Origin of the sequence: Bacillus paralicheniformis (assembly GCF_001042485.2) — a bacterium.
Lineage (GTDB): Bacteria > Bacillota > Bacilli > Bacillales > Bacillaceae > Bacillus > Bacillus paralicheniformis.
This window is the reverse complement of record NZ_LBMN02000023.1, coordinates 173,562-190,084: the sequence shown is the minus strand read 5'-3', so window position 1 is coordinate 190,084 and position 16,523 is coordinate 173,562. Positions and strand designations below refer to the sequence as shown.

Sequence of the window (16,523 nt, the reverse complement as noted above, 5' to 3'; positions counted from 1 at the left end):
ACAGCACCCGCTTATTTATAAGCGGGTGCTTTTTTTTGTCTTGAAGCCGCTCTGTTCCTTTTTCGCAAGCAGATATGGTAAGCTTGAAATGGAATATAAAAAAAGAAAGCGGGAATGAATTGTGATTGTAACAAATGACCAAGAGCTGGAAGGGCTCAAGAAAATAGGCAGAATCGTCGCTTTAGCCAGGGAGGAAATGAAGGCAAAAGCAGCACCCGGCATGAGCACAAAAGAGCTGGACCTCATCGGTAAAGAAGTGCTTGAGGCTCATGGCGCCGCACCGGCTCCGGAAAAAGAATACGATTTCCCAGGAACGACGTGCATCAGTGTGAACGATGAAGTCGCCCACGGCATCCCAAGCGAATCCACGATTTTAAAAGAAGGGGATTTGATCAACATCGACATCTCCGCTGAATTTGGCGGCTACTATTCTGATACTGGCATTTCATTTGTACTCGGAAAAGGCGATGAAACGCTGCACAAGCTTTGCCAAAGCGCGGAAAGCGCATTTCAAAAGGGACTTTTGCAGGCGCGCGCCGGCAAGAAACAAAACCAAATCGGCAGAGCCGTATACAATGAAGCAAAAGCAAACGGATTTACCGTCATTAAAAACCTGACGGGACACGGGATTGGAAAGAACCTCCATGAAGCGCCCAACCATATCTTAAATTACTATGACCCGTTTGATAATGCGCTCTTTAAAAACGGAACCGTCATCGCCCTTGAGCCGTTTGTTTCCACAAAAGCCGAGCATACCATCGAAGCCGGAGACGGCTGGACATTCAAAACGCCTGACGGCAGCTTTGTGGCACAGATCGAGCATACGATCGTCATTACGAAAAACGAACCGATCATTTTAACACAGCTTGACTGATTACGTGAAAAAGCCCGGCTCATAGAAGTCCGGGCTTTTATGCTAAAATAAAAGACAAACTGTGCCGAAAGGAGCTTTACCGCATGCTGTTTGCCATCATCGGGCTGATCTTTTTCATCGAGAGCATCCTGTTAATCGTATATGCTCATAAAAAAAAGAACGGCTTCTTAAAATATATCGGAATCGTCCTCAGCATCTCAATCATTGTGATGATCGTCACCAGTTTGACACACGGCTGAAGCCTTCCTCAAACTTCCAAACTACGACGAAAGACTCAGTTTTTAAAAATTGCCGCCTATCCCTTTTCAGTGTTTTTCTATAGATGTTAGAATGCCAATTGCATCGAATTATAGAAGGGAGTTTTCTGCCATGCATTACGGAAGCAAAGGCTGGTATGTAGAAGAACTGAAAAAGCTGGGAATGACAAAGTATGAAGGAAGAAAGCTTCAAAGCTATAAAAAACACTTTTTGGCCAACCTGCTTGAAAGCGTCAAAAAATAAACATGTTAAAGCCGTGCTCCTTTTCGGACACGGCTTGTTTTTATGCGCTCAGCTCCTTTAAAAATGAGCTTCTCCAGCTTTCCGACAGCGCTTCAACCTCAAGGATCTTCCGAATGGCGGGGTGATTGCCCCTGTCATGGTACATCAAATGGTTGGCGTACGAAACTGTGGCTTCATGCGCATCTCTTGAAACGAGCTGCAGCCCGGAATCGGGCGCAACGATTCCTTCTTCGAGAACCCTGAAATAAAATCCGCTGAACCCGGTGTCCCTCACCTGTAACACCATATCTTTTTGATTCAGCCGTTTGGCAAGCTTGAAACAAGGCTGGCGCGGCTGGCTGACTTGAACAAGAGCCTCCCCCAGCTTGAAGATATCACCGATGCACACATCTTTTTCGGTGAGCCCTTTAACCGTCACGTTTTCTCCAAATGCCGCCTCCGGCAGCTTCCGCTTCAAGACGCTTTCCCAATACATGTAGTGGTCCGCCGGATAGACGCAAACCGCTTTATCCACTCCTCCGTGGTGAATCAGATCCGCCTGCCCGTCCCCTTCAAAATTCGTACGGCTCAAATATACGGGTCCGCCGACAGGCTCCTTCACGATTGCCGTTTCCACCTGTTTTCCGTCGAATTCGTATGTGTGCGGACGGCCTACATGAATAGATAAAATTTCATACTCCTGATGCTCCAAAACCTCACGCCCTTCCTTTATTTTCATATTTTAACGATTTATCCGAAACATGTCTATCCCATGATCTCAAAATGAGAAATGTGGTAGCATAAAAGAAAAGGAGTGTTCTCGATGCTTCAATACAGAATCATTGTAGACGGACGCGTTCAGGGCGTGGGATTTCGCTATTTTGTTCAAATGGAAGCAGATAAGCACAAATTGACCGGCTGGGTCCGGAACCGCGACAACGGCACAGTTGAAATCCGCGCCGAAGGACCCGAGGAAAGCCTGAAGCCATTTTTAAAAGCGATTCAAAAAGGAAGTCCCTTCTCAAAAGTAACGGACGTGAATGTCGAAGAAACAAAAGAGATTGACGGATTCCACAAGTTTAATATCAGCTATTGAAAAATCCGCCGGAGATGGCGGATTTTTCAAACGAATCTTGACTAAATTCCTCTTTTATTTTAGTATTTAGTTAAATAGCTAAATACTTAATTCCAAGGATGCTGAATATGAACCAAACCTTTAAGGCTCTAGCTGACCCGACGAGAAGAAAAATTTTAAATCTGCTGAAGGATCGGGATATGACCGCCGGTGAAATATCTGACCAGTTTCAAATGTCTAAACCAAGTATATCTCAGCATTTAAAAATTTTAAAACAGGCTGAATTAATTCAAGATGAAAAAAAAGGCCAATACATCATTTACTCGCTGAACACCACAATATTTCAAGAAATCATCGGCTGGGCTTTCAGTTTTACTGAGCAAGCCGGCAAAGATAAAGGGGATGCCAAATGAGAAAACACATCTTTTCACTCGCTATAATCGCCATAAATCTAATCATGTGGGCCATCGCTTATCCGCACATTTCCGATCAAGTTCCAATTCATTGGTCATTTTCGGGAGAAGTCGACAGTTATGCTTCAAAAATGGAAGCAATGCTTATCATGACCGGGCTGCTCGTTTTTGTGTATGTGTTGATGTTCTTAACGCCAAAAATCGATCCGCGCAGAAAAAACTATCAGCTTTTTTCAAAGACTTATTACCTTCTCATCAATGCCATGCTGATTCTATTTTCCCTGATCAACGTGCTTGTAATCATGACAGGGCTCGGGTATGATCTGCCCGCTGGCAGCATTGTACCGGTTCTAGTAGGCGCTCTACTCATTGTCATAGGCAATTACCTCCCGAGAATCCGCTCAAACTTTTTTTTCGGGATCAAAAACCCTTGGACATTGAGCAGCGATTCAATCTGGAAAAAAACCCACAGATTTGCGGCGAAAGTATTTACTTTAGCAGGACTGCTGATCATTGCGGACGGATTGTTATCTATCAGCCCAGAAATCATGCTTCCGGTTATTTTAGCAACGGTTTTCGCGCCCTATATTTATTCTTATGTCTTGTATCGGAAAGAAATCAATATGAAAAGCTGACATGAGAATAAATGAAAAAGAAGGCTCCGAATTGGAGCCTTTATTTTATTCCCTTCCGCATCGCCTGCCAAAAAGAGGCCGATTCATGTCCCATCGAGTAGACGGAAACTCCTGCGATTTTATATCGCATGGCCAGGCGGCTTTTCGCCGCAATCGTTTTTTCATCTTCATACCAAACGACATGGCGGTGTTTGTGTTGATCTGTATAAGAAAATCTCATCGACCCCGATCTTTTATCATATACAGGCTTAGCCTTCACTTTTTTCTTAAGCGCCTTCACGTCGTTCCACTGCTTCAATTTGCTGTTCTTTCGGGATGTTAAATCCCAATCATTCCCGTATGAGGGGATGCCCATAATGACTTTTTCGGCTTTGATCGTTTTCACCGCATATGCTAATGAGCTTTTGACCCAGTTCATTCCGGCAACAGAGCCCGGCTCGCTCCAGATCCCGTGTTCATCGTAGGTCATGACTTGAACATAGTCAGCTGATTTTCCGATTTCCGCATAATCATACGGCCAGCTCCATCCATCTTTTCGGTCATCTGCACTCTTCGCCGGTACCGAAACCATCGTTTTGATCTTGTGTTTTTTCAAAGCGGCTGCGACATGACGGATGAAGCTTGAGTATTTAGCTCTCTCGTTCGGCTTTACAGCTTCAAAATCAATATTAATTCCGGTAAACGACTGCTTCTTCGCAAGCGTAATAAGCTGTTCTGTAAAGTGCTGACGCGCCGTTTTGCCGGACATGACCTTTGATGCCAGATTCCCGTCAAAATCGTGAATGGATTCGTTGTAGTTTGAAATGACCGCCCACGTCTTGAGGCGTTTCTTCTTTGCAAACGATATTTGTTTTTTCGGAGTGTCTCCGATGATATCTCCTTTTTGATTAAACGCGTAGGTGTCGAGAGCTGCGGCATTGATATAGTGATGGTATGCCGTCAGCGATTGATAGGAAGCTGCTTCCCCTGTTGTATAGCCGAGTACGATTTGGGCCGCTTTTGCTTCTGTTTCTGTATATGTAAGCATCGTTAAACATACAGCGAATACGCTGCATAGCAAGTAGATTTTTCTCATTGTCTATTCGTCCTCTCAATCGTTCGAATAAGGCTTTTCCTGATAAAAGTAATTCGGTTTAAGCGTTTTATGTTCATAATAGCTGTGAAAGATATGGGTCGCTGCCGGAGATAACGGCGGAATCAGCCATGTCCAGCTTGCTGAAAGCTCCCTTCCCGCTTCAGCTTCCTGCTCCTCGAACCGCTTGAATTGGCTTGCCGCGGTATGGTGGTCAACAATGCTGACGCCGGCATTTTTATAAGAGTGAAGCACCGCCGTATTTAATTCAACAAGCGCCTTGTCTTTCCACAGCGAAGTATTCCGTTCCGTATCAAGTCCCATAATGGCTGCCACTTTTTCGAGTACATTATAGCGGTCTGTATCCGCGAGGTTGCGCGCTCCGATTTCCGTTCCCATATACCAGCCGTTAAACGGGGCGGCATTATAATGAATTCCTCCGACCTCCAGCTTCATATCGGCTATAATCGGCACACCGTACCACTTCAGCCCCAAACTTTTGAAGCTCTCGATCTCCGGATGTTCAATCCTGACCTCTTTGACGATTTCACGAGGCAGCTCATACCACACAGGGGGATGGCCATCTATTTGAAAAACAAGCGGCAAAACGTCAAAAGGCGTACCTTCGCCTTTCCAGCCGAGCGCTTCACACGCTTTTGTCAGTTCCAATGATGCCGGATCGCCGATGACACCTTGCTCCGTTTCATACCCCGCATACCTGATCAGCTGATGGTTCCAAATGGACACTTTTTTTTGCCCGCTTTGTTCCGGGGGAAAAATCGTAATGAACGGTCTGATTTTCCCTCCGTTTGTCGCAAGCTCGATATGGTGAAAAAGCGCATCCCGCACCTCTGCCTCAGTTTGAACGCCTCTTTGATCGATGACAGTAAGAGAGTGCCAAAACAGCCGGCCGATGCAGCGGCTGCTGTTTCTCCACGCCATTTTCGCGCCATGTTCGATTTCTTCTAATGTATGTGTATAGCTTCCGGTTTCTCTGATTTCTTCGTCTATTTTATGTAAGCGCATCCTTGTTTCTTCTTCGGACTTCGACAGTTCCCCGTAGCAGAGCTCGATGAAGGTCTTGGCTTCCCTCCATAATTCTTCATATGATTCCAACCGGATTCTCTCCTTCCAGATTTCAGACTGATATTTATTGTATAGGTTTCAATCTCAGTTTAAAACCATTATGTATGAAAAGACAAAAAACTGCTAAAAAGCATCCGTCAAAGACAGATGCCTGATGATTATTCCTTAATGTTAAGCGTTTTGGTGTTCAGCATGAAGCGGTAAACCGGCAGCTGTTTGCCTGTTTGAGAAGGGATGTAACCCGTGCTTACATAACTGTCAACCGATTCCGGCTCAAGCGCAATCGACAGCAGATTGCTTTGCGGCTGTGCTGTAAAATAGATTTTTGTTCCTTTTGGAAACTCTTTTTTCTGTTTTTTAAGCTTCGTTTCCACCTTGATCACAGGCCGGCCCTCAGATTCTCCCGATGTTTCTTTCGATAAAACCTCATACGCTTCAGCGGTGAGCTTTTGTTTGAAAGGAAGTGTCACGCTTTTTAATCCCTGATCCTTCAGCTTCTGCTCAATATCTTGATGGCCCGGAAGGACAAGGTAAGCGGTCGGACGTGTTCTTGACAGCACAGGGACGGCTTCCGAAGCGCTGTAATATTGGACAGGAACGTCAACTGCTTGTCCTGAAGCGATATCAGCGACTTTCAGCGTTTCTTTATACGGCCCTGCAAACTCACTGTTGATGATCACTTGGTCTTTATCGCTCACTTTTGCACCATTTTTTATCAGCTTTAATTTTTCTTTGGCGACAAGGCGCTTGATCTCGGCTGCATGCTTCGCTGTCGTGTCGATGATTGTCTCATGAGTAGCAACCTGAGCCGCGACTCTTCTTTCAAAATTTTCGCGTCCGATGTCTATCCCCCTGCTTTCCACTAGGAAGGAAAGAGCAGGCTGGAGGCCGAATGCATTACGTCCGATTCTCGCTTCAGTACCTCCTTCATAGATTTCGATTTTTCCGTCCTTGCTTTTTCCTGTCGTATAATATGCATCATTAGAAAATCCTTTTTCATCAAGTTTAGCTCTGACGCCGTTCACATAAAGGCTGTCAGACGCATACCTGATCGATTCGGGAATGTTTAAGTTTTTTCCTGATAAAATTAAAATATCATGGTATTTTAATGACCCTTTTTCGCCTACGCTTTGAAATTCGTTTTGGCCGACACCGTATTCATGGGCATCAATAACGACTTCAGGCGAATATTGATTGAACTCCTGGTGAATGGCGCGGACTTCCGGAGATTCAAGCTTAACATGATCCCTGTTTCCGTCGATTCCGCTCGCCAGCCGTCTGTTAAACTGATACGAGCCGTCAGGATTGACCCGCGGAACGACGATGACATTGATCTTGTCCAACACTTTGTCGCCGTACGACCCGGCCAGTTTTTCAGCCATCGCCAGGACCGATTCTCCCGCTGCCGGCTCATTTCCGTGTATCTGTCCTTGCAGCCAGACGGTCGGTTTTTTTGATATGGAACGTATTTGCTTATCCTTTGTGAAATAAAGCACGGGAATATTTCTTTTTTCAATTGAAAAACCGATATTCCCGATTTTGACATTCGGGCTTTTCTTTGTCAGACTGGTTATAAACTTCATCATTTCTTCTTGTGTCGTAAAGGCTTCCCCTTCTTTCACAAAAGCAGGGGTCGAGAAAGTTTCTTCCGGCTCCGGATATAATGATGACACTTGCTCTGGCTGAGTATAGTTCTTTCCATAGTAAGGGGTTTCCGCAGCGTGAACCGCATCAGACACCATCAGTCCTGCAAACATTGCCGCAGCTGCCAGCAAAGCTTGGACCCTTTTTTGAATGTTCATCTTTTCTCAGCTCCTTTCAGGCATACCTGCATTATAAATGAAATATCAGCTTATTTTGTCTAAAATTTCAGAAAATGATTCCTTTGGTATACAACAACATCCGAAATATAGAACGATGGATGGCCATCATCACATGTAAATGGTTAGTTTTTCCCTATAAAAAAACATTCAGCCTGGCTGAATGTTTTAAGGGCAGCATATGGCACTTTACGAATCAGAAGCGGGAAGGCGGCCTGACAGATCAAGGAGCTCTTTGGAAAAATCGTTTCCTTTCATCGGTACACCGTGTCCCGTCAACAATGCAGCCGGTTTTAATTCTGACAGCTTCCGAACTGAGTCCGCCGCTTTTGTCCAGTCCATTGTGAAATAAGCCGGGGGTCCGTTCAGCTCCTGCTTTTGAATCGCCACTTCAAACAGAGATTCCTGCTCTACAGTTGTAACGGCGTCGCCTGCGATCAAGGTTCTGTCCGACTGCCGGAAAAGCGAAACATGACCCGGTGTATGTCCCGGCGTCTCAATCCATTTCCACCCTTTAAGAAACGGAAGCGAACCATCTTCAGAAAGCTGCTTTACATGGGACGAAAAGTTGATTGAGTGCCTCGGAAACAACGGAGACATCTTTGCAACCAGCCCGCTTTTTACTTGCGGTTTGGCAGGCGGATAATCGGCTTTTCCCGTTAAATAAGGCATTTCTTTTTCATGGGCGTAAACTGGAACCTGCCATGTTTCGAGAAGACCTTCCAAAGCGCCGACATGGTCGAAATGTCCGTGCGTCAAAACGATTGCTTTTAGGCTAAAATCGCCGAACCGCTCCTTTGCCTCTCTTAAAATAAATGGAGCGGACTTGGGCATTCCGGCATCGATTAAAACGGCTTCCCGCGAATCGGGATCGAAAATAAAATACACATTGACGATTTGCACCGTCAAACCGAATACGCCTTCGGCATACTCTTCCAGGACCCCGCTGTTGATGGATGTCAAAGGCATGTAAGGATCACTCATTATGTTCACCACACTCACTTATCATATATTTTATTACTTTGCACATTTGACTTGAGGATATGCATGGATAAGCACCTTTGAAAAAATGAAGGAGGGACAAACCAATGGGAGATGGTCAATGGTTTACTGTAACAGAGCTTGATGAATCCACATATGCGATCAGCGAATGCGGGCATTGGGAAAATGTGCACTCTTACTTGCTGATTGGGGCGAAGGAAGCCGTTTTAATTGATACAGGTCTTGGTATCGGCAGCATGAAGACGGTAACGGATAGTCTGACCGATCTGCCGGTCAGCGTCATCACAACCCATGTCCATTGGGATCACATCGGAAGCCACGGTGAATATCAGCGCATTTACGTTCATGAAGCCGAGAAAGACTGGCTGACGGATGGAATCAAAGGGCTTCCGATCGAGCACATTCGCCGCGATGTCTCTCGAGATATCACCAAACCTGTACCGGCCGGCTTTTCCGCTGAAACATACACCCCGTTCAGAGGTGAACCGTCGGGAACGCTGCAAGACGGCGACACAGTCGGCTGCGATTCAAGGCCGCTCGTTATTTATCATACGCCCGGACACTCCCCGGGGCATATCTGTATCTTTGATCCGGCGTCAGGCTACTTGTTTACCGGCGACCTGCTGTATACCGGAGCCCCCATCTATGCATTCTACCCGACGACTGATCCGGTCCAATTGATTCAGTCGCTTGAAAAAATCTCGGCTATCGGGCGCGTGAAAAAGGTTTTCGGCGGGCATCATCAGCTCGGTCTTGCTCCTGACATTTTGCAGGAAGCCGGGCATGCGGCCCAGCATTTGAAGATGCATGGTCTGGCAAAGCATGGCACAGGCATGCACCGATTTAAGAGCCTGAGCTTTCAGTTTTAACTAAAAAAGATGATTGCCCAGCCGGGAATCATCTTTCGCGCTTTCCTCAAAAATGCAGACCTTTCCTGCGGTAACCTGATCCTTTAGCTCCGAACATGAAAGACGTCAGGCAGAAACCGATTACACCGCCGGCCGTATTTAAAATTAAATCATCCACATTAAAGGTTCTCGCCATTATGAATCCAGTCACAGATAGCACAAGCTGGAGACTCTCAATCAAAAAGCTTGTCAAAAAAACAAAAACCGCCGCTTTTTTCAGCGGAATTTTCCTCCATAGAACGGAAAGATACACACCTAAAGGAATGAGCAATAAAACATTAAAAAATGTAAGCTTGACAGAATTCCAAAAAAACCAATCAAACCCGCTCTGCTGATGCATTTGCACCCATTCAGCAACAAAATAAAACGGAATGAGCTGAATGTTCATTTGAGCGTATGCCGGCTGCGGCGGAATGTTGATTCCGCCTATCGTATAGTGATAAACGACGCTCAAATAAACAATAAAACTGGCAAACACCATTTTTCTAAAAAAACTTGTTTTTTTTCGGTTTTTCACAATGTCGTACAAAAAGTAGACGATTGCGCACATGAAACCGAGCAGCATTAAATCAACTGACCAAAACATTAAAATTCACACCTTTATTTTTAGTCACTATACTAACAAGTTTTGTGGATTTTCACCATAGCTCATAAACACTAATTACCAAACTATTCTTCCTTAGTTTTTAAAGCGTCAGAAATACTTATTTTTTTCAATACAAAAAATAAGATAGACAGTGAAATCAAAGATAAAGTACTTGTGAAAGCAACTGAATAAAAATAATATTTGAAATAATTATAATTATTATAGTTTTCAGGCATTGATAATGTAAGAAAAAGAATGATCGTTCCGCTTAAAAGAAAAGCTAATATTAAATAAATAGTCATTTCAATTATCAGGTCTTTCAAGACGGCTGTGACGCTTTTTCCAAAGGCTCGATTAATTGCAATTTCAGCTTTTCTTTGAATGATTCTAGAATACATTGTTGCAGCTAATGTTAAAACAGAGTAAAATGCAGTAACTGCAAATAACACAGTCCCAAGTATGGATAGGTAATTAGAAATTGACTCAAGTCTCTTATTATCTTCTGTTTCTGAATAATACAGACTTCCAGGAATTGATGAAACCATTTGTTTCGTCTTATTAATAATTCCCTTCTTTTTTTGTTTAGAAATTGAATGGTCAGTATATATTGTCAATTCTTTATAGCCATCAAAAACCCCAATTTTTTTAGCCACTTCTTCATAAATTAAAACTGTAATTCCCTCACGTTCTTGAGAAATCTGATTTTGTTTCATCAAGTAAGGAGACAAGATAATCCGTTCTACCTTCAAATCCCAATTTTCAAATTTTGGTTTTTTTTCATCAGAATATGCAATCCTGCCGATTTTCACTTCGTCTCCATTTATAATTTTATTATTCATTTCTTTTTGGTTTATTTCAGGAAAGAAAATAAAGGCTGATCTTGATTTTTTCACTTTCCTTACGGAACTTTCATCAAAACTATACATGCGTTGGAGATGTTTAAGTTCACTGTCATTCACTAATACAAAATTCACGTTAGGAATAGGTATAAGATTATTTGGTACTAAATTATCTATTGTGTGCTCAGATATTTCAACATTTATATTCTCCAGCTTATAGGTATTTATCCAAGATTTAATATTGGGTGAAAGTTGTTGTTTGGTTAGGAGCAAGGTGCTCCCTAGGGAGTTTGGAACTTTATCAATATAAACAACTCCTGGCAAGCGTTGAAGATCTTCTACACTTTTATAATCAAAAGAAACAGATTGATTGGTTTCGATAATATAGCCATTTACATGTTCCTCAGCAGTCAGTTGCTTAGATGAAAGTATAAAATCCGGTGTTGTTTCTTCGGATTTTTCAATTGTTTCATCGGCTATTAACTGGGTGAAGAAAAAAATCATGATCGAGAAAGACAGTATAACAATAAATAATATAGAAGATTTCCATCGAAACGTAAGTTGAATCACCAAAGACTTCAATTTAAAAGGAAACTTTTCTATAAATTGATAAACACGGTATCCTTTTGCTATAAGCGGATTCCCTTTTAAATTAGTATGAATTGTTTCTTTGCTTATTTTTTCCGTTACAATTAGTGCTGTTATACATAATGAAAAAAATAATAAGGTGAGCCAAATCGTGACGAACAGAGTAGATTCCAACAGAGGTGAAGAACTGTAGTTTTCAGTACGATATGTTTGATGATTTAATATCTTTTTCAAGTACACCCCAACAGGAAAAGATATTAAGAAACTCACTAAAACAATAATGGTACTCTGAAAAAAAACAAGAAGCCTTATATGATTTTTTTTTGCTCCGTGGGATCTCAGTATCGCAATTTTTTGCCGGTAATTCTGATAGAACACCTCAAATATTCGAAAACAGCAACACAACGAACCAAATATTAGAATGATTGAAAAAAATAAACATATATAGAAAATCCTATTATAGTTTTTATATCCTTCATTAAAAAGATTCTCATTTTCATATAATTGTTCAGGGCTAGATAAATGTTGCTCAAAATTTTCATTTATTTCTTGTTCGATCTTTTCTACATTTTCATTTTGAAGTGAAAAGATAAAACTTTTTTGTATATCAATGTGCTTATCTGCATTAAATTTTGTCGGACTTATAAAAACATTTGGATATGTATTCTTTCCTTTTTCTATATTTATTGGAGTAGACCAATTTGAGGAATAATTATTCACAATACCTACTATTTGATAAACTTCCTCAACAGCACCTATTTTTAATTTAACATCCGCTCCAATAACGTCATTTGTTTTAAAAGAGTCAGTTAAAAATGATTCAATGGCAATCTCATTTTTGTGTACAGGCATCCTCCCATGTAAAATATGTATATGCCCTAATTCTAAAGCACTTTTGTCAAACCATCCAATAGAAGCTCCGACTGAAGATTCATTAAAATCTTCAGTGTAACCAACTAAAAAAATTCCTCCTCCTTTTTTTACACTATGTATTCCTTTTAACTCTTTGAACTCCTTTTCACTAAGATTGTTAATTATAGCATGATGCTCACCATATTTTTCATAGGCCTTTTCTTTTGTGTATTTCAGAATTTCTTCTGTAGCGCTGTTCACCATAATAAGAAAGACCATTGAGATAGAGATTATTAAAACCATTAAATAAGATATTTTTCTTCTTTGGAACAACGACTTAAAAGCTAATTTAACCCAAAACATATTTCAACACCTTTATAAAGTTTTGACTCGTCCATCTTCAATTAAAAAAAGCTGATCTGGCCTCTCTATCAAGTTCTCTTCGTGTGTAACAATCACTAATGTTTTATCAAATTCTTTGCATAAAGAAACTAAAAGTTCAATAACTTTTTCCGCATTTTTTTGATCTAAATTACCAGTAGGCTCGTCCGCAAAAATGATTTCTGGATCATTTGCCATTGCTCTTGCAATAGCAACTCTTTGTTGCTGACCACCTGACAGTTGGAAAGGAAAAGATTTCAACTTGTGCCCAATCCCTAAAATGTTTGTCAGTTTCTTAATGTCCGAAATGTCTTTTTCCTTTTTATTAATCATTAGTGGTAGGATAATATTATCAAACACTGAAATTTCAGGTATTAAATGATAATTTTGAAAAATGAAACCGAAATTATTGCCTCTAATATTAGCTTGTTCAGGATCCTTTAATTTGTAAAAATTTTGCTGTTTAAACCACACATGGCCGTTGGTAGGTTCCTCCATGCCACCAAGAAGACTCAGCAAAGTTGTTTTACCTGATCCACTTTTCCCTAAGATTACATTAATTGAACCCTTGCTTATAGAAAGAGTAGTAGGGTGCAACGCATTAAATAATGAAGCACCCTCCCCATATGTTTTTGTTACTTGATTTGTCGATATTATAATTCTATTATCTTGTCTCATAATATTCTTATTGTTTAATCCTTCCTCCACCTTTTATATTAATTCCGTAATCTGAATATGTGTGCTTCGTAACATTAACTCTGTAAGTTCCTTTAGCCACTTTTCCTACATTTTTGCTATAACTTTTTCCGGTGGTTAATCTACCGGTACTGTAGCTAGTAAATACTCCTTTGCTAATTGTGACAGTATATTTATGAGTTTGTGACAGAGTTTCACCAGTTTCAGCCTTAATAGTTCTTGCACTAGCAGTTATAGTGGTAGATTTATTGCTTAGTTTATGTTTAGCTTCTCCAGTTACTGCTGATCGGATATTGAAAGAATATGGCTCATTATAAGCTAAACTCACCGTACTAAAGCCGAAAATAAAGACCAAAGCTACCACAGAGAAAGCACCAAATATTTTCTTTCTCTTTAATAATCTTTTCATAAATAATCCCTCTTCCTTTTTATCTTCTTTTTGGTTGTCCAATCAGAAACAGATCTGTCATATATTAGGTTAATATGAAAAATAATGTAAGTCAATGCATAAATTAGATTTCTATATCCATCATTTGTTTCAAAGAAATAACTAATATAAAACGGATATATGATGATAGATAGGCTAATTCCAAAGCTTTTAATTTATTACGACTTTTAACCGCAAGTGTGGAATTTCAAATCAACAGCATCGAAATTGACATAAAAGAAAGGACAGGATCTCTCCTGCCCTTCATTTTACCATATACCCAACAATTTCCACCATAAACCTCCGACAACAAGCCATGTCACAATATGAACAATCGACAAGATAAAGCCGATTGACCACCATTTGCTTTGCGGGATATAGCCGGCCCCGAAAAAGACGGGTGCCGCTCCAGCTCCGTAGTGTGTCGTCGAAGCAAAAAGGTTGCTGAAAAACGCAAGGCTTAATGCTGCGAGGAGCGGCGGAGCGCCTGCAGCGATAATCACGGCGAGAAAGGCCGAATACATCGCGCTGATATGAGCGGTTGCACTCGCAAAGAAATAATGCGAATAATAGTAAACCGCAATTAAAATGAGAAATGCGCTGACCCAGGAGAATCCTGAAACATACGATTTCATCGCATCGCTGAACCAGCCGACCATGCCGAGTTCATTCAAGAAGCTCGCCAGCATGACGAGCGCGGCAAACCATGTCAGCGTATCCCATGCGCCTTGCTCTTTCTTAATATCGTCCCACGTCAGAACCTGTGTCAAAAGCAGGACGGCTAAACCGATCAATGCCGTTGTCGTTGCGTCAATTTTCAGGTTTCCGCCGAAAATCCATAAAAAAAGGACGAGCAAAAAGACCGCGACCATCGAGAGTTCCGATTTTTTGAACGGGCCCATTTCTTTCAGCTTCTCTGTTGCGATTTTCGCCGCATCAGGCGTTTCTTTCACCTCAGGCGGATACAGTTTATAAATGACAAGCGGAGTGATGATCAAGCTGACAAGTCCCGGGACGATGGCCGCCACAGCCCAGCTTGTCCAGGTCAGATTCACACCTGCCACATCATGGGCAAGTTTGGCAATCAGCGGGTTTGCCGCCATAGCCGTTAAGAACATCGCTGAAGTGATCAAGTTCCCCTGAAAGCCCACCTTCAGCAAGAAAGCGCCGATGCGCCGTTCCGTGCCGTCCTTGGGCGTTGACTGAAAAGTTTCGGATAACGAACGGATAATCGGAAAAATAATTCCCCCGGCCCGTGCGGTATTACTCGGGATCGCCGGCGACAAAATCAAATCGCTGACAAGAAGTGAATACGAGAGTCCGAGTGTTTTTTTGCCGAACATCCGCACAAATAAATAGGCGATTCGCGCACCTAAACCGGTTTTAATGAATCCCCGTGAAATAAAAAAGGCAATGACGATCAGCCAAATCGTCTTGTTTCCAAAGCCGCTGAGCGTTTCTTCAATCGACAGCGTTCCGGTCAGCGCTGTGACCGCCAATGCGAATACGGCGATTGCCCCCATCGGCAGCGGTTTTGAAATAAAGCCGATAATCGTTGCCACAAAGATTGCAAATAAGTGCCATGCTTTCGGGTCCAATCCGGCGGGCGACGGAATAAACCAAATCACCGCTCCGACTAAAATCGTGACCGTAAGAGGAATGATGTTCAATGCCGATTTTTGTTCTGCATCTTTTTCTTTAGCCAAAACCTTTTCCTCCTATTCATATCGTTTTCGTTTATTATTCTACTCCTTCCCTGCCATCATTCAAATTTTATTTTATTAAAAAAACTGCCGACCTTGTCGGCAGTCTCAATTTATACCCAAGATTTCACTCTTTCATGATCCGTGACAAAGAGGAGGACTTTTCCTTCATCAAGCTGCTTCTCGAATTGTTCTGCTTCCTGTTTTGAAAAGCCGATCTCATGAATTTTATTGCGAAGTTCGTCCCCTTTTTTGTTGAAGATATTGCCCACGGCATTTTTAAGGCCTGTCTCTTCGGCTCCGATCGTATTGGCATCCGCGTTGTCCGCAAGTCTTTCAGTACGGTCGTCATCATGTGACAGAACGTAAATATCTTCTCTTGCAACTCCGATTTCTCTGAGTTCCTCAACATCCTTCATCAGTTTTTCATCATTAGTATATTGTCTTACTACTGGTTTCATATGAATCTCCTCCCTTTTTTCATGTTGTATTTAACACTTACCCTTTGTTTACGCGGCTAAACGGATGAATGCTCTGTCATGACATTTTCATTTCAATGTTACAATTGTTATAAATTTTCAGACAAAACGTTTGAAAGGATTGCCAATTCAGGTACATTACAAATAGACAAGGCTTTGAGATGGGGTGATTGAAGCGTGTATTATTTTTCACCGGAACAGCAATATAACGCATGGATCATTAGCGATTTGGTCAAGCAGATTTTTTCAAGGGAAGGTCATCAAGAAGTTGATACTCATCGATTTGAATCTTTTGCCGCCAGACGATTCGGCATTAATATCGATTACGTCTTTTCAATCATCATGAACATCGGCGATCCGGAAGAAAGGAGAACGGCAAGCAGCACCGAAGACCTCCTCTCTTCATATCTCCTGTCATTGCTTCCTTTTATCACAAAAGACATGTTTCAATTTTCGAGAGAAAATGCCAATCAATATCTTTTAAATGAAAGAAATGCTGATGTTTTTCATCTTTTTCTGCCCGATTCTGTGCTGAAAAAAACCTTTCATGCAACCCGCTGATCTTTTGCTAAACCTCTTTTTTACGTGGTAAGTTATAAGTAAAAGG

At 41.8% G+C, this 16,523-nt stretch carries 19 protein-coding genes; 8 read left to right on the top strand and 11 right to left on the bottom strand.

What is annotated here, in order from left to right; translation table 11 throughout:
• Window positions 1-121 precede the first annotated feature (121 nt).
• The 3 genes from map to ACH97_RS23060 all read left to right on the top strand — a co-directional run bounded on the left by map (window position 122) and on the right by ACH97_RS23060 (window position 1,375).
• Window positions 122-874 carry a type I methionyl aminopeptidase gene (map, locus tag ACH97_RS16155; protein WP_035336955.1) on the top strand — a complete coding sequence of 251 codons (753 nt, stop codon included), beginning with the start codon at window positions 122-124 and terminating at the stop codon, window positions 872-874.
• An 83-nt stretch (window positions 875-957) separates the two neighbouring features.
• Complete coding sequence (locus tag ACH97_RS23835) at window positions 958-1,113, top strand: hypothetical protein (RefSeq protein WP_020450539.1); 156 nt, start codon at window positions 958-960, stop codon at window positions 1,111-1,113.
• A gap of 130 nt (window positions 1,114-1,243) precedes the next feature.
• Window positions 1,244-1,375 carry a DUF2639 domain-containing protein gene (locus tag ACH97_RS23060; protein WP_003179731.1) on the top strand — a complete coding sequence of 44 codons (132 nt, stop codon included), beginning with the start codon at window positions 1,244-1,246 and terminating at the stop codon, window positions 1,373-1,375.
• A 40-nt stretch (window positions 1,376-1,415) separates the two neighbouring features.
• Here the strand turns inward: ACH97_RS23060 and ACH97_RS16150 are convergent, their stop codons facing one another.
• Complete coding sequence (locus ACH97_RS16150) at window positions 1,416-2,066, bottom strand: MOSC domain-containing protein (RefSeq protein ID WP_035336959.1); 651 nt, start codon at window positions 2,064-2,066, stop codon at window positions 1,416-1,418.
• A gap of 111 nt (window positions 2,067-2,177) precedes the next feature.
• On the opposite strand from ACH97_RS16150, the gene ACH97_RS16145 reads away from it, so the two are divergent.
• The 3 genes from ACH97_RS16145 to ACH97_RS16135 all read left to right on the top strand — a co-directional run bounded on the left by ACH97_RS16145 (window position 2,178) and on the right by ACH97_RS16135 (window position 3,477).
• A complete protein-coding gene (locus tag ACH97_RS16145; RefSeq protein WP_020450537.1) occupies window positions 2,178-2,450 on the top strand; it encodes an acylphosphatase in 273 nt (90 codons plus the stop codon).
• Window positions 2,451-2,557: 107 nt separating this feature from the next.
• Window positions 2,558-2,842 carry an autorepressor SdpR family transcription factor gene (locus ACH97_RS16140; protein WP_020450536.1) on the top strand — a complete coding sequence of 95 codons (285 nt, stop codon included), beginning with the start codon at window positions 2,558-2,560 and terminating at the stop codon, window positions 2,840-2,842.
• Entirely contained in the window at window positions 2,839-3,477 is a 639-nt protein-coding gene (locus ACH97_RS16135; RefSeq protein WP_020450535.1) for an SdpI family protein, read from the top strand. Before ACH97_RS16140 ends, ACH97_RS16135 begins: the two co-directional genes overlap by 4 nt.
• A 40-nt stretch (window positions 3,478-3,517) precedes the next feature.
• On the opposite strand, the gene ACH97_RS16130 is transcribed toward ACH97_RS16135, so the two are convergent.
• The 4 genes from ACH97_RS16130 to ACH97_RS16115 form a co-directional block, all read right to left on the bottom strand.
• Window positions 3,518-4,552: a glycosyl hydrolase family 18 protein gene (locus ACH97_RS16130; protein ID WP_048350544.1), complete on the bottom strand. Its 1,035-nt coding sequence runs from the start codon at window positions 4,550-4,552 to the stop codon at window positions 3,518-3,520.
• A 15-nt stretch (window positions 4,553-4,567) separates the two neighbouring features.
• Window positions 4,568-5,665 (bottom strand): nitric oxide synthase oxygenase, encoded by a 1,098-nt coding sequence (locus ACH97_RS16125; protein WP_035336963.1) that lies wholly within the window; start codon window positions 5,663-5,665, stop codon window positions 4,568-4,570.
• A gap of 128 nt (window positions 5,666-5,793) precedes the next feature.
• On the bottom strand, window positions 5,794-7,437 hold the full coding sequence (locus tag ACH97_RS16120; RefSeq protein ID WP_035336966.1) for a M14 family metallopeptidase: 1,644 nt from the start codon (window positions 7,435-7,437) through the stop codon (window positions 5,794-5,796).
• A 207-nt stretch (window positions 7,438-7,644) separates the two neighbouring features.
• Window positions 7,645-8,439, bottom strand: a complete 795-nt coding sequence (locus ACH97_RS16115) for an MBL fold metallo-hydrolase (RefSeq protein ID WP_023855763.1) — start codon at window positions 8,437-8,439, stop codon at window positions 7,645-7,647.
• Window positions 8,440-8,543: 104 nt separating this feature from the next.
• On the opposite strand from ACH97_RS16115, the gene ACH97_RS16110 reads away from it, so the two are divergent.
• The gene (locus tag ACH97_RS16110) at window positions 8,544-9,326 is read left to right on the top strand and encodes an MBL fold metallo-hydrolase (RefSeq protein WP_048350543.1); all 783 of its coding nucleotides are present in this window, start codon (window positions 8,544-8,546) and stop codon (window positions 9,324-9,326) included.
• Window positions 9,327-9,372: 46 nt separating this feature from the next.
• On the opposite strand, the gene ACH97_RS16105 is transcribed toward ACH97_RS16110, so the two are convergent.
• From ACH97_RS16105 to ACH97_RS16080, 6 genes are all read right to left on the bottom strand, one after another.
• Window positions 9,373-9,951: a VanZ family protein gene (locus ACH97_RS16105; RefSeq protein WP_020450529.1), complete on the bottom strand. Its 579-nt coding sequence runs from the start codon at window positions 9,949-9,951 to the stop codon at window positions 9,373-9,375.
• An 83-nt stretch (window positions 9,952-10,034) separates the two neighbouring features.
• Window positions 10,035-12,593 (bottom strand): ABC transporter permease, encoded by a 2,559-nt coding sequence (locus ACH97_RS16100; protein WP_020450528.1) that lies wholly within the window; start codon window positions 12,591-12,593, stop codon window positions 10,035-10,037.
• A 12-nt stretch (window positions 12,594-12,605) separates the two neighbouring features.
• On the bottom strand, window positions 12,606-13,319 hold the full coding sequence (locus ACH97_RS16095; protein ID WP_223254876.1) for an ABC transporter ATP-binding protein: 714 nt from the start codon (window positions 13,317-13,319) through the stop codon (window positions 12,606-12,608).
• Window positions 13,297-13,716: a hypothetical protein gene (locus tag ACH97_RS16090; protein ID WP_020450526.1), complete on the bottom strand. Its 420-nt coding sequence runs from the start codon at window positions 13,714-13,716 to the stop codon at window positions 13,297-13,299. The genes ACH97_RS16095 and ACH97_RS16090 overlap by 23 nt, the downstream gene beginning before the upstream one ends.
• Window positions 13,717-14,003: 287 nt before the next feature.
• Entirely contained in the window at window positions 14,004-15,440 is a 1,437-nt protein-coding gene (locus ACH97_RS16085; protein ID WP_020450525.1) for an anion permease, read from the bottom strand.
• 110 nt (window positions 15,441-15,550) lie between these two features.
• The gene (locus tag ACH97_RS16080; protein WP_020450524.1) at window positions 15,551-15,898 is read right to left on the bottom strand and encodes a YflT domain-containing protein; all 348 of its coding nucleotides are present in this window, start codon (window positions 15,896-15,898) and stop codon (window positions 15,551-15,553) included.
• A 195-nt stretch (window positions 15,899-16,093) separates the two neighbouring features.
• Between ACH97_RS16080 and ACH97_RS16075 the strand changes: the two genes are divergently transcribed.
• Window positions 16,094-16,477 (top strand): YfmB family protein, encoded by a 384-nt coding sequence (locus ACH97_RS16075; RefSeq protein ID WP_020450523.1) that lies wholly within the window; start codon window positions 16,094-16,096, stop codon window positions 16,475-16,477.
• Window positions 16,478-16,523 lie beyond the last annotated feature (46 nt).